This window comes from Pantoea sp. SJZ147 (assembly GCF_007828605.1).
GTDB classification, from domain to species: domain Bacteria; phylum Pseudomonadota; class Gammaproteobacteria; order Enterobacterales; family Enterobacteriaceae; genus Pantoea; species Pantoea allii.
On the sequence record NZ_VIVB01000004.1, the window covers coordinates 152,605 to 166,337 of the forward strand.

At 54.1% G+C, this 13,733-nt stretch carries 11 protein-coding genes; 9 read left to right on the forward strand and 2 right to left on the reverse strand.

Features of this window, described 5'->3' with window-relative positions; translation table 11 throughout:
* Positions 1-62 precede the first annotated feature (62 nt).
* From FBY13_RS07805 to FBY13_RS07845, 9 genes are all read left to right on the forward strand, one after another.
* Positions 63-1,625 (forward strand): methyl-accepting chemotaxis protein, encoded by a 1,563-nt coding sequence (locus FBY13_RS07805; RefSeq protein ID WP_063879921.1) that lies wholly within the window; start codon positions 63-65, stop codon positions 1,623-1,625.
* A gap of 109 nt (positions 1,626-1,734) precedes the next feature.
* Positions 1,735-3,411 (forward strand): methyl-accepting chemotaxis protein, encoded by a 1,677-nt coding sequence (locus FBY13_RS07810; RefSeq protein WP_145393892.1) that lies wholly within the window; start codon positions 1,735-1,737, stop codon positions 3,409-3,411.
* Positions 3,412-3,493: 82 nt separating this feature from the next.
* Positions 3,494-4,366, forward strand: coding sequence for a protein-glutamate O-methyltransferase CheR (gene cheR, locus FBY13_RS07815; RefSeq protein ID WP_096011142.1), 873 nt, complete (start codon positions 3,494-3,496; stop codon positions 4,364-4,366).
* Positions 4,366-5,415 carry a chemotaxis response regulator protein-glutamate methylesterase gene (locus FBY13_RS07820; RefSeq protein ID WP_063879919.1) on the forward strand — a complete coding sequence of 350 codons (1,050 nt, stop codon included), beginning with the start codon at positions 4,366-4,368 and terminating at the stop codon, positions 5,413-5,415. Before cheR ends, FBY13_RS07820 begins: the two co-directional genes overlap by 1 nt.
* Before the next feature lie 39 nt (positions 5,416-5,454).
* Positions 5,455-5,844 carry a chemotaxis response regulator CheY gene (cheY, locus tag FBY13_RS07825; protein ID WP_013026101.1) on the forward strand — a complete coding sequence of 130 codons (390 nt, stop codon included), beginning with the start codon at positions 5,455-5,457 and terminating at the stop codon, positions 5,842-5,844.
* Positions 5,845-5,853: 9 nt separating this feature from the next.
* Entirely contained in the window at positions 5,854-6,495 is a 642-nt protein-coding gene (cheZ, locus tag FBY13_RS07830; protein ID WP_109716489.1) for a protein phosphatase CheZ, read from the forward strand.
* Positions 6,496-6,697: 202 nt separating this feature from the next.
* Positions 6,698-7,849, forward strand: a complete 1,152-nt coding sequence (gene flhB, locus FBY13_RS07835) for a flagellar biosynthesis protein FlhB (protein WP_063879917.1) — start codon at positions 6,698-6,700, stop codon at positions 7,847-7,849.
* Positions 7,842-9,935 (forward strand): flagellar biosynthesis protein FlhA, encoded by a 2,094-nt coding sequence (gene flhA, locus FBY13_RS07840; protein ID WP_063879916.1) that lies wholly within the window; start codon positions 7,842-7,844, stop codon positions 9,933-9,935. Before flhB ends, flhA begins: the two co-directional genes overlap by 8 nt.
* A complete protein-coding gene (locus tag FBY13_RS07845; protein WP_063879915.1) occupies positions 9,932-10,324 on the forward strand; it encodes a flagellar protein FlhE in 393 nt (130 codons plus the stop codon). Before flhA ends, FBY13_RS07845 begins: the two co-directional genes overlap by 4 nt.
* A 101-nt stretch (positions 10,325-10,425) precedes the next feature.
* Here FBY13_RS07845 and aqpZ read toward each other — a convergent pair whose 3' ends face one another.
* Positions 10,426-11,121, reverse strand: coding sequence for an aquaporin Z (aqpZ, locus tag FBY13_RS07850; protein ID WP_096011145.1), 696 nt, complete (start codon positions 11,119-11,121; stop codon positions 10,426-10,428).
* 326 nt (positions 11,122-11,447) lie between these two features.
* The gene (gene argS, locus FBY13_RS07855) at positions 11,448-13,178 is read right to left on the reverse strand and encodes an arginine--tRNA ligase (RefSeq protein WP_109716486.1); all 1,731 of its coding nucleotides are present in this window, start codon (positions 13,176-13,178) and stop codon (positions 11,448-11,450) included.
* Positions 13,179-13,733: the final 555 nt, after the last annotated feature.

Below are 13,733 nucleotides of genomic sequence, written 5' to 3' on the forward strand. Positions count from 1 at the left end.
AAACATCTCATCTTCCCGCCGATACAGCCCCTGCACTTTACTTATTACGCTCGGGGAAAACGATGTTAAAACGAATAAAAGTGGTGACCAGTCTTATTGCGGTACTGATGCTTTTCGGTGCCATGCAGCTGCTATCGGGCAGTCTGTTCTGGTCAGCGCTGCACAAAGATAAAGAGGCCTTTGCCCTGTCGCAAATTTCCACCCGAAATGTTGCGGCGATGACCGATGCTTATATGGCGCTGAATCAGTCACGTACCACCCTCAACCGCGCCATGTTGCGCTTACAAACCAGCCTGGCGACACAGATGAATGGCGGTCAACTGGAGAGCCTGACAGATAAAGCCATCAGCGAGGCTAACAAAGGTGAACAGTTCCTGACGGAGTTTAACGCCATTCCTGAAACGCCAGGGGCCGATACCGAATTGCGCGATCAGCTGCAACACAATTTTGCCGCCTACCTGACCGGACTGCGCGGCATGATCGCCAGCCTGAAAGCGAAAGACCTGGAAGGCATGTTTAAACAAAACATTGAGCAGAAGCAGCAGGCGATGCAGGCCACCTATTCAACATGGCGCATGAAGCAGAGTGAACTGTCTGCGCACGGGGCAGAGCAGAACCAGCAGGCCTTTACCCAGATGATGTGGCTGCTTGGCATGGTTGGCGTACTGGTTATCGTTGTCATCATGGGCTGTTGGTTTGGGCTGCGCCAGCTTCTTATCCATCCTCTGCAACGTCTGCTGGTGGATATTCGGACCATCGCCTCTGGCGACCTGACACAACCCATTCTGGTGGAAGGCCGCAATGAGATGAGTCAGCTGGCAGAGGGCATTCATGAGATGCAACGCTCTCTGGTTTCCACGGTGGGTGAGGTGCGCAGCGGATGTGATGCCATTTTCACCGGTGCCAGCGAAATCGCCGCTGGAAACAACGATCTTTCTGCCCGTACGGAAGAGCAGGCAGCATCGCTTGAACAAACCGCTGCCAGCATGGAGCAGTTAACCGCGACGGTGAAACAGAATGCGGATAATGCCCGCCAGGCTTCTCAGCTGGCGCAAACGGCATCGGAAACTGCGCTGCAGGGCGGCAAGGTGGTGGACGGTGTTGTAACCACCATGAAAGAGATTGCCGGCAGTTCGAAGAAAATTGCTGACATCATTAGCGTGATCGATGGCATTGCTTTCCAGACCAACATTCTGGCGCTTAACGCCGCCGTCGAAGCGGCACGTGCAGGTGAGCAGGGCCGTGGCTTTGCCGTCGTGGCGGGTGAAGTGCGCAATCTGGCGCAGCGCAGTGCCCAGGCCGCTAAAGAAATTAAAGGCTTGATCGAAGACTCCGTCGCGCGCGTTGACAGCGGTTCGCTCCAGGTTGAAAGCGCAGGCAGCACCATGAATAACATCGTTGGCGCTGTAACGCGCGTCACCGACATCATGGGCGAGATTGCGTCTGCTTCTGACGAACAAAGTCGCGGCATCGACCAGGTAGGTCAGGCCGTAACGGAAATGGATCGCGTGACGCAACAGAACGCCTCACTGGTTGAAGAGTCCGCCGCCGCCGCCGCTGCGCTGGAGCAACAGGCCAGCTCACTGTCACAGGCCGTGGCCGTATTTAAAATTTCCCGCTTATAAGTTTTCCAACACTTTTTACGGCCAGCGTGAACCTCTCTTCACGCTGGCCGTAAAGTTCCGCACGTCCGGGCCGATAAACAGAATCGAATTGCTAATGAATGAGGTTTCTATGTTTAGTCGAGTACGTGTTGTCTCCGGTCTTCTATGTGTATTGGCACTGTTCGCATTACTGCAAATTTTTTCAGGTGGTGTGTTTTACAAGACGGTGACGGAAGATAAAGAAAACTTTGCCTATAACCAACGTCTGAGTACTCTTCAACGCGCCATGGGCACCTCCTGGGTGGCACTGGTTCAGGCGCGAAATACCTTAAACCGCGCCGGAATTCGTTATTTACAGGACGGACAAATGGCGGGTTCAGGTGCCACGGTAAAAGAATTAGTGGCGCTGGCAGATAGCGAATTAAAGCGCGCCGAGGAAGGCTATGCCTTGTTCAACGCGAATCTTTCTGAGAAAGGCAAAAGCGCAGCTAACGTGCTGACGCTGCAGGCGAACTATAAGCAGTTCCATGACGGGCTCGCTGAACTGATTGTGTTTCTGGGCAACGGTAACTTTAAGGGATTTGTTGATCAGCCGACGCAGAGCTATCAGGACAAATTCCAGAAAGACTACGATGACTGGCTCAATTATAACCTTAAGCTGAGCCAACAGGGTGTGGATGCCAATGATGCCGCCTATCAGAGCATGATTATGCTGGTGATCGGTACGCTGGCGGTCACGCTGTTAGTGATCGTGCTGGTATGGAACCTGATGCGAAGCCTGCTTATTCGCCCGCTTAAACAAAGCATCGAACACATTCAATGTATCGCGAACGGCGATCTGACGCAGCCGATTCATATTTCGGTGCGTAACGAAATTGGCGATTTACTGACCTCCCTGCAAGACATGCAACAGGCGCTGGTGCGAACTGTCGGCACCGTACGTGACGGCGCTGATGCGATTTATACCGGTGCCAGCGAAATTGCTGTTGGCAATAACGATCTCTCGTCCCGAACGGAACAGCAGGCGGCGTCGCTGGAGCAAACGGCGGCCAGCATGGAGCAGCTCACCGCGACCGTGAAGCAAAATGCGGAAAACGCCCGTCAGGCTTCAAAGCTGGCGCTTAACGCCTCTGAAACCGCACAGCAGGGCGGCAAAGTCGTGGATGGCGTGGTGACAACCATGAAAGAGATTGCCGGAAGTTCGCGCAAAATTGCCGACATTATCAGCGTGATCGATGGTATCGCTTTCCAGACCAATATTCTGGCGCTTAACGCCGCCGTTGAAGCCGCGCGCGCAGGCGAACAGGGCCGTGGCTTTGCTGTCGTCGCGGGTGAAGTGCGTAACCTGGCCCAGCGCAGTGCGCAGGCGGCCAAAGAGATTAAAGGGCTGATTGAAGATTCTGTTGGTCGGGTTAACACCGGCTCAGTCCTGGTCGAAAGCGCGGGCGACACCATGAGTGAAATCGTCAGCGCGGTGACGCGCGTTACCGACATCATGGGTGAAATTGCCTCTGCATCCGACGAGCAAAGCCGTGGCATTGACCAGGTTGGCCAGGCGGTGACGGAGATGGATCGCGTGACACAACAGAATGCTTCCCTGGTTGAAGAGTCTGCTGCAGCCGCGGCTGCACTGGAAGATCAGGCCAGTAACTTAAAACAAGCGGTTTCTGTCTTCAATATTGGTAAAGAAATTGTCACGCAGGCCGTTAACAAGACTACGGCGGTAAAAAATTTACGTTTAGAAAGTCCGTCAGAAGGTATTCGCCAGCCATCACCACGTGGTGATGAGAACTGGGAAACCTTCTAATTGCCTGGATGGCCCAACCGCTGATGTGCGGTTGGGCGTAGCAGCAGATGTTCAACAGGTTTAGTTCAGGCCAGGTGCAAAGATGAAGAAATCGACGTTATTAGATCAACCGGAGGCGACCACGCTGCTGTCACAAATGGTACAGCGCCTGCCCCTCTCCGATACCCATTTTCGCCGTATCAGCCAGCTCATTTATCAGCGTGCGGGTATCGTGCTGGCCGATCATAAGCGCGAGATGGTTTACAACCGTCTGGTTCGTCGTCTGCGCACGCTGAATATTGATGACTTTGGTCGCTACCTGGCGCTGCTAGAGAATGATCAGAACAGTGCAGAGTGGCAGGCGTTTATTAATGCGTTAACCACCAACCTGACGGCTTTTTTCCGTGAGGCGCATCATTTTCCAATTCTGGCGGAACATGCACGTAAACGTCAGGGTAATTTTAGCGTCTGGAGTACGGCTGCCTCAACCGGCGAAGAACCTTACTCTATCGCGATTACGCTGGCAGAAACATTGGGCGCGGGACCGGGTAAATTCCAGGTTCACGCCAGTGATATCGATACCCAGGTGTTGGAGAAAGCCGTGGCGGGCGTTTACCGCCAGGAAGAGCTGCGCACGCTGTCGCCTGCACAGTTACAGCGTTTCTTTTTACGTGGCACGGGTCCGCATGCTGGCATGGTTCGTGTACGTTCCGAACTGGCGAACATGGTGAACTACAGCCAACTTAATTTGCTGGCAAACGACTGGGCCTTACCCGGACCTTTCGATGCGATTTTTTGCCGCAACGTAATGATCTATTTCGATAAAGAAACACAAGAAAAAATTCTACGTCGTTTTGTTCCACTGCTTAAGCCTGGCGGCATCCTGTTCGCCGGACACTCAGAGAACTTCAGCCAGATTAGTAAAGAGTTTTGGCTGCGTGGGCAAACCGTGTATGGACTGACGAAGGAAAGATGATGAGCAAAATTACCGTGATGTGCGTAGATGACTCTGCGCTGATGCGGCAACTGATGACCGAAATCATCAACAGTCATCCTGATATGGAAATGGTGGCGACTGCCCCCGATCCATTAGTGGCACGCGATTTAATTAAACAGTTTAATCCGCAGGTGTTAACGCTGGATGTGGAAATGCCGCGCATGGATGGCCTGGATTTTCTTGAAAAACTGATGCGTTTACGGCCGATGCCCGTCGTCATGGTGTCATCACTGACCGGACAGGGCTCAGAAATCACGTTGCGTGCGCTGGAGTTAGGCGCCATTGATTTCGTCACCAAGCCGCAACTGGGTATTCGTGAAGGTATGCTGGCCTACAGCCAGATGATTGGTGACAAAATTCGCGCCGCTGCCCGGGCACGTCTGCATGTGCGTAACGTGATGCCTGCACCGCTCACGTTGAAAGCCGGCCCGTTGCTGAGTAGTGAGAAGTTGATTGCCATTGGTTCATCAACCGGGGGCACAGAAGCGATTCGTCACGTTTTGCAACCGTTACCCGCGACCAGCCCGGCGCTGCTGATTACACAACATATGCCGCCAGGTTTTACCCGTTCCTTTGCTGAACGGCTGAATAAGCTGTGCCAGATCACGGTGAAGGAAGCGGAAGACGGCGAGCGTATTCTGCCAGGCCATGCCTACATTGCGCCCGGCGCGATGCATATGGAACTGGGCCGTAGCGGTGCCAACTACGTGGTGAAACTGAATGAAGGTCCGCCGGTCAACCGGCATAAACCTTCCGTCGATGTCTTATTTAAATCGGTTGCGATCAACGCAGGGCGTAATGCCGTCGGCGTCATCCTGACCGGTATGGGTAACGATGGGGCTGCAGGCATGCTGGAAATGCATCGTGCCGGCGCCTGGACCATCGCACAAAATGAAGCAAGTTGTGTCGTTTTTGGCATGCCACGCGAGGCGATAGCCAGCGGTGGCGTGAGCGAAGTAGTGGATTTAAGCAACATCAGCCAGCATATGCTGGCGAAAATTAGCGCCGGACAGGCATTGCGTATATAACAGGCCCGTCCTGCCGGGCGAGATAACACAGGAGTAGATATGGCTGATAAAAACATGCGCTTTTTGGTAGTGGACGACTTCAATACGATGCGTCGTATTGTGCGTAACCTGCTGAAAGAGCTGGGCTTCAATAACGTAGAAGAAGCAGAAGACGGCGTTGATGCGTTAGGCAAACTCAAGGCAGGTGGTTTCGATTTCGTGATCTCTGACTGGAACATGCCGAATATGGATGGCCTGCAACTGCTGCAGACTATTCGTGCCGATGCTGCCATGGCGAGTCTGCCAGTACTTATGGTGACGGCGGAAGCGAAGAAAGAAAACATTATTGCTGCCGCTCAGGCGGGTGCAAGCGGCTACGTAGTTAAGCCGTTTACGGCCGCCACGCTTGAAGAAAAGCTGGGCAAAATTTTTGAAAAACTGGGTATGTAAGGAGATGTGATGAGCGACCTTCCGAAATCAGCTGAGCAAGCCGCGGCACATGATATTATTTCCCGCATCGGTTCACTGACCCGCATGCTGCGTGAAAGCCTGCGTGAGCTGGGGCTGGATCAGGCCATTGCAGAAGCTGCTGAAGCCATTCCTGACGCCCGCGACCGTCTGGACTATGTAGTGCAAAAGACCGCCCAGGCGGCCGACCGGGCGCTGAACAGCGTCGAAGCTGCGCAACCGCACCAGGATAAAATGGAAGCGGGAGCTGTAGCGCTGAAAGGACGCTGGGATGCGTGGTTTGAAAATCCAATTGAACTTGCCGACGCGCGCGAACTGGTGACGGATACGCGTGAGTATTTAGGGGAAGTGCCTGAGCACACCTCTTTTACTAACAAGCAGTTGCTCGACATCATGATGGCGCAGGATTTCCAGGACCTTACCGGTCAGGTTATCAAGCGCATGATGGATGTGATCCAGGAAATCGAGCGCCAGTTGTTAATGGTGCTGCTGGAAAACATGCCAGAAGTGAGCGCCGAGAAACGTCAGGTTGGCACCACGCTGCTCAATGGCCCGCAGGTAAACTCTGCTGCGCCAGGCGTTGTGGCTAACCAGGACCAGGTTGATGACCTGTTGGATAGCCTGGGCTTTTAACCGCCAGCCTGTCTGGCGATGGCTGACCCACTACCGGGTCGCCATCGCCCCCTTCTTCAAGATGGCCTGTTTCTGACAGGCCACTTCTCTTTTCTCTTTTGCCATCCGTGAAAGAGCGCGTGTTTTTCACGTTTTATCCACGCTTTAACCAAACCCAAATTTGGCATTCTATGCTCAGAATTCCTGCCAACCGAGGTGTGTGGTGTCAGAAAATAGCGACGAAGACAAAACAGAATCGCCCACGGCCCACCGACTTGAAAAAGCACGTGAAGAAGGCCAGATTCCGCGTTCGCGCGAACTGACCTCATTGCTGATGCTGTTAGCCGGCATCATGATTTTATGGATTGGCGGCACCATGATGGCTCACCGACTGGGTGCCATGGTGTCAACCGGGTTACGTTTTGACCACGGCATGGTCACCGATGACAAAATCATTATTGCCCATGTCGGCAATCTGATTATGCAGGCTCTTGGCGCACTGTTGCCGTTACTGGGTGGACTGGTTCTGGTCGCCATCGCCTCGCCGATGCTACTGGGCGGCGTAGTGATTAGCGGTAAATCCATCAAAGTGGATTTCGGCAAGCTTAATCCGCTGACGGGCTTTAAACGTATGTTTGCGGCGCAGGCATGGACCGAACTGTTTAAAGGGATACTGAAAACCATCCTGGTTGGCTGTGTGGCAGGCTGGTACATCTGGACGCACTGGCCGGATATGCTGCGTCTGATTGCCGAGTCACCTACAACAGCACTGATTCACGGCATGGATATGATTGCCATTTGCTGTTCGCTGGTCATGCTCGGGTTGATCCCCATGGTGGGCTATGACGTTTTCTGGCAGCTGTACAGTCACTTTAAAAAGCTGCGCATGTCGCGTCAGGAAATTCGCGATGAGCACAAGCAGCAAGAGGGTGATCCGCATGTTAAAGGACGCATCCGTCAACAAATGCGTGCCGCAGCCCGGCGTCGCATGATGGCCGATGTCCCCAAAGCGGATGTGATCGTCACTAACCCGACGCACTATTCGGTTGCTCTGCAATATAACGAGAAAAAGATGAGTGCACCGAAGGTCATCGCCAAGGGCGCAGGGGATATTGCCTTACGCATTCGTGAACTGGGCGCGGAACACCGTATCCCGGTTCTGGAAGCACCGCCGCTGGCGCGTGCGCTGTACCGACATACTGAAATTGGACAACACATTCCGGGCGCGCTGTATGGCGCTGTGGCAGAAGTGCTGGCCTGGGTCTGGCAGCTACGTCGCTGGAAGCGCGAAGGCGGCCTGATACCCGTAAAACCTAAAGACCTGCCGGTCCCGGCAGAGATGGACTTTGCAGGAGAGAACAAAAACGATGGCTAATCTGGCCGCTAAACTACGCCTACCGGGCAACTTCAAAGACATGCAGTGGCAGGTGCTTGCTGGTCCGGTCCTGATCATCATGATTTTGTCGATGATGGTCCTGCCGTTACCACCATTCATCCTGGATCTGTTGTTCACCTTCAACATTGCCTTGTCGATTATGGTGCTGCTGGTCGCGATGTTTACCCAGCGGACGCTGGAATTTGCCGCGTTCCCGACCATTTTGCTGTTTTCGACCTTACTGCGCCTGGCGCTGAACGTCGCCTCAACCCGTATCATTTTGCTGGAAGGTCACACGGGTGCGGCCGCAGCCGGACGGGTGGTTGAAGCCTTTGGCCACTTTCTGGTCGGGGGCAATTTTGCCATCGGTATTGTGGTGTTTATCATCCTGGTGATTATCAACTTTATGGTTATCACCAAAGGTGCTGGCCGTATCGCTGAAGTGGGCGCACGTTTTGTGCTTGATGGGATGCCCGGTAAACAGATGGCCATCGACGCCGACCTGAATGCGGGGTTGATTGGTGAAGATGAGGCGAAACGCCGCCGTGCCGAAGTCACCCAGGAAGCCGACTTTTACGGCTCAATGGACGGTGCCAGTAAGTTTGTGCGTGGTGATGCCATCGCGGGCATTATGATCATGGTAATCAACGTGATCGGTGGACTGTTGGTCGGTATCGTTCAGCACGGGATGGCCGCAGGACAGGCGGCAGAGACTTATACGTTGCTGACCATCGGTGACGGCCTGGTTGCCCAGATCCCGGCGCTGGTTATCTCCACGGCGGCCGGTGTGATTGTTACCCGCGTAGCGACTGACCAGGACGTGGGTGAGCAGATGGTGGGGCAGCTGTTCAAAGATCCCCGCGTGTTGATGCTGAGTGGCGGGGTGATTGGTTTGCTGGGCTTAGTGCCGGGCATGCCAAACTTTGTTTTCCTGCTGTTTACCGCCGCATTGCTGGGCCTGGCATGGTGGTTACGTGGCCGTGAAATGCAGCCTAAAACGAATATCGAATCGCCGGGCAGCCTCACCAAATCCATGGACACACCGGCATCGGCTGAAGCCTCCTGGACCGATGTCCAACTGGAAGATACGCTGGGCATGGAAGTGGGCTACCGCCTGATTCCGATGGTCGATCATAACCAAAACGGCGAACTGCTCGGTCGTATCCGCAGCATTCGTAAAAAGGTGGCGCAGGACGTCGGGTTCCTGCCTCCTGTGGTGCATATCCGCGACAACATGGAATTGCCACCAGCCCGCTATCGTATTCTGATGAAAGGCGTGGAAATTGGCAGTGGTGATGCCTATCCGGGACGTTGGATGGCGATCAACCCAGGCACCGCCGCAGGGACCTTACCGGGTGAAGCCACGGTGGACCCGGCCTTTGGCCTTGCCGCCGTCTGGATTGATGGCGCGCTGAAAGAACAGGCGCAGATTCAGGGCTTTACCGTGGTGGAAGCCAGTACCGTGGTGGCAACCCACCTTAATCATCTCATTGGTCAGTATGCCAGCGAGCTGTTTGGTCGTCAGGAAGCACAGCAACTGCTGGACCGCGTCTCTTCAGAGATGCCTAAACTGACCGAAGATTTGGTGCCGGGCGTTATCAATCTGACCACCCTGCATAAAGTTCTGCAAAACCTGCTGGTAGAGCGTGTCTCAATTCGCGATATGCGCACCATTATTGAAACCCTGGCGGAGCACGCCCCGGTACAAAGCGATCCGCAGGAATTAACCAGCGTGGTACGCGTGGCATTGGGTCGGGCAATTACCCAGCAGTGGTTCCCGGGTAACGGTGAAGTTCAGGTGATTGGACTGGATGCCACACTGGAGCGCCTGTTGCTGCAGGCCCTGCAGGGCGGTGGCGGACTGGAGCCGGGGCTTGCTGACCGCCTGTTAGCGCAGACGCAAGAAGCATTGCAGCGTCAGGAGATGATGGGCGCACCGCCGGTATTACTGGTGAATCATCCATTGCGTGCCTTACTGGCCCGCTTCCTGCGCCGTAACATGCCGCAGCTGGTGGTGCTGTCAAATATGGAATTAAGCGATAATCGCCAGATTCGAATGACCGCTACCATCGGAGGCAAACAATGAGATCGATGATGCTGTTTGCGCTACTGCTGCCGATGTTTGCTCAGGCCGCCGATGGCGCATGGAGTGCCAGCGCCGCAGGGCCATTGCTGGTCAATCGCGGGAGCTGGCAATCCTCCCAGCCGTTGACGCCGCCGGGAGAGGTCAAAGGGGCAATCAGCCTCGTGAACTGGCGCTATCAGTTTACCCAGCCTGCGCCGTCAGGCCTGCAGGTTCGGCTTTGTGCTGAGCAGCGTTGTACCGATCTGGAGGGGGCAAATGGTGGGACGCGCGGTCTTACCGGGGTTGCCGCAGGTGAAACGTTGCACATGGTGTTTGGTTTCGCCGGCAGCGGAAGCTTACCGCCGGGACTAAAAGTGGTCAGCACCGAAGTGACGGTCAATTATCACTGAGTCGGGCCATCAACCGGCTCAGGTCAGACCGACAGCGTGCGATCCTGTTGCCGCTGCCGGTCTGGGCGATGACCCACAGGTTCGGTCATCACCGTCATCCATTAGTCTTTACTTGCCAGCAAATAACGATAGAGCAACCCGCCAGTTACACCGCCCACCAGCGGCACCAGCCAGAATACCCACAACTGCTGTAACGCCCAGGTTCCCTGGAATACCGCCATCGCCGTACTGCGCGCCGGATTCACCGACGTATTGGTCACGGGAATGCTGATTAAATGAATAAGCGTTAAGGCGAGGCCAATCGCCACCGGCGCGAAACCCGCAGGCGCGCGTTTATCGGTCGCACCCTGAATGATGATCAGAAAAAAGGCGCTGAGCACCAGCTCAGTCACCACGGCTGCGCACAGTGAATAGCCGCCTGGGGAATGTTCGGCAAAGCCATTGGCAGCGAAACCGCTGGCTGCCACATCAAAACCAGCCTGGCCCCGTGCGATCAGATACAGCAGAGCCGCCGCGGCGATACCGCCAGCCACTTGCCCAATCATATAGGGGAAAATAGTCTGATATCCGATGCGGCCACCGGCCCACAGCCCCAGAGTGACGGCAGGATTAAAATGCCCGCCTGAGAGATGACCAACAGCAAAGGCCATGGTCAGCACGCAGAGGCCAAAAGCCAGAGCCACGCCAGCAAAACCTATCCCGGTTTGCGGAAAATTCGCGGCGAAGAGGGCGCTCCCGCAACCCCCCAATACCAGCCAGAATGTACCGATGAATTCGGCAAATGTTTTTCTTAACATCGATGGATTATCCTTTCTCGAAACACGTAAAGACCTGATGAAATGCGGGCTTATAGTAGAGTTCGGTACTGAGAATGGCATCACGTCATGAGATTTTGCCGATAAACAGGGGATGTAGGTTGTCTGCGCCTATCGGGCTGCTGCCAGGCATGACGATGTCTTGTTTTGAGGCAATAGTGTGCTGATTTATGTCGTTACCACCTTCAGGTGCGAAGACAGGCATGCAGAGGGGCGCAGAGGAAATCATGAGGCAGCGGGGGATAAGACAGGTGGGCAGGATGACAGACAGGCGCTGAGTCAGAGTGAGGGCTCAGCGCCTAAAGCAATTACATGCGATCGACGGTTTTGATACCCAGCGTATCCAGCCCCAGCTTCAGGGTTTTAGCGGTCAGGGCAGCAATCTGCAAGCGGCTCTGGCGGGTCGCGTCATCCTCTGCCGCCAGAATCGGGCAGTGTTCGTAGAAGCCAGAAAACAGACCGGCCAGGTCGTAGAGGTAAGCACACATCACATGCGGCGTGCCGTCGCGGGCAACCTGGGTGATGACCTCTTCGAACTGTAGCAGGCGCGTTGTCAGGAGGGCTTCACGATCGTCGCTCAGGGTGATGTCTGCCTGAATCGTCTCGGCCTCGATGCCCGCTTTGCGGAATACGGACAGCACACGCGTATAAGCGTACTGCATGTAGGGCGCGGTGTTACCTTCAAACGCCAGCATGTTGTCCCAGTCAAAGATGTAATCCGTGGTACGGCTTTTTGACAGGTCAGCATATTTCACTGCGCTGATGCCCACCACTTCCGCGAGCGAAACCACTTCGTCTTCGCTCATATCCGGGTTTTTTTCGCGCACCAGCGTGTAAGCACGCTGATAGGCTTCATCCAGCAGATCGGAAAGTTTAATGGTACCGCCACTGCGGGTCTTAAACGGACGACCGTCTTTGCCCAGCATCATGCCAAATGCGTGATGCTCAAGCGGGACAGATTCAGGTACATAGCCGGCTTTACGCACGATGGTCCATGCCTGCTGCAGATGCTGATGCTGGCGCGAATCGATGTAATAAATTACGCGATCGGCGTGCAGCGTCTCGTAACGGTATTTCGCACAGGCAATATCGGTTGTGGTGTAAAGATAGCCGCCGTCTTTCTTTTGAATGATGACGCCCATCGGCTCACCTTCTTTATTCTGGTATTCATCCAGAAAAACGACCGTTGCACCTTCGCTTTCGACCGCTAAGCCTTTTGCTTTCAGGTCGGCGACAATACCGGGCAGCATATCGTTATAAAGGCTTTCGCCCATGACATCTTTACGGGTGAGGGTGACGTTCAGGCGGTTATAAATATGCTGGTTTTGACTCATGGTGATATCAACCAGCTTTTTCCACATCTGACGGCAGTACTCGTCGCCGCCCTGTAACTTCACCACATAGCGGCGCGCACGCTCCGCAAAATCAGGGTCTTCATCGTAGGTGCGCTTGGCTTCACGGTAAAAGCCTTCTAAGTCTGCCAGCGCCATTTCGGCGTGGTTCTCGTTTTGCTGTTTCTCAAGAAAGGCGATCAGCATACCGAACTGCGTGCCCCAGTCGCCAACGTGGTTGGCGCGGATGACGTTATGTCCCAGAAACTCCAGGGTGCGCACGGCCGCATCACCAATAATGGTGGAGCGTACGTGACCGACGTGCATCTCTTTCGCCACGTTCGGCGCAGAGTAATCCACCACCACCGTTTGGGGTTCAACGGTGCTAACACCGAGTCGCGGATGATGCAGTGCTTTTCTGGCGTTATCTGCCAGCCAGCTGCGATCGAGAAAGATATTAATGAAACCCGGTCCGGCAATCTCAACCTTGCTGGCGATACCGCTAAGGTCCAGATGTTGAATGACGGTTTCGGCTAGTTGTCGTGGCGCCTGGCCCAGTTTTTTAGCAACGGCCATAATGCCGTTTGCCTGATAATCACCAAACTGAACTTTGGCCGACTGGCGAACCTGAGGTTCACAATCGGAGGGAGCACCAGCCAGCACCATAGCCTGACTGACTTTTGCGGAAAGAAGCGCCTGAATATTCACCGGATTACCTTAAATATGCTGAGAAAAGCACGCTGACAGCGCAGCGAGCTGTCATCATCATTCTGCCGGATGGAGTGACAAGAGCTATCATCAGGCAGAACGGAAAAAATGAGGGAAAAAGTATACGTGAAATGTCAGCTTGAGTCAGTAACTGGATAAAGGCGGGGGAAACAGGCCCGAAAATGTTTCCCGGCGGCGTCAGCGACGGCGTGCGTGGCGCGCGTTTTTAACACTTTTGTCTTCTCGCACCTTCCAGTGGCGCGCAAGGGCAAATCCCATCAGTGCGATCAATGTTGCAACAACGATGAGCATAGTCATAAAAACTTTCCTTATAATGGTATCAATGCAAATTTATAAGAAAGGCGACGCAGCTGCAATCAGTCCGGGATTAAATGAGACTTATCTTATTGTATTAATTATGTTCAATAAAAACATTATATTAACTGGTGTTTATCAACTTAAGAGTGGATCTAAAAAGAAGATAACTCTGAATTAAAAACGTTATTTATTCGCTTTAGCTGAAAATAATCACCCAAATAAGATGAATCTCACCCT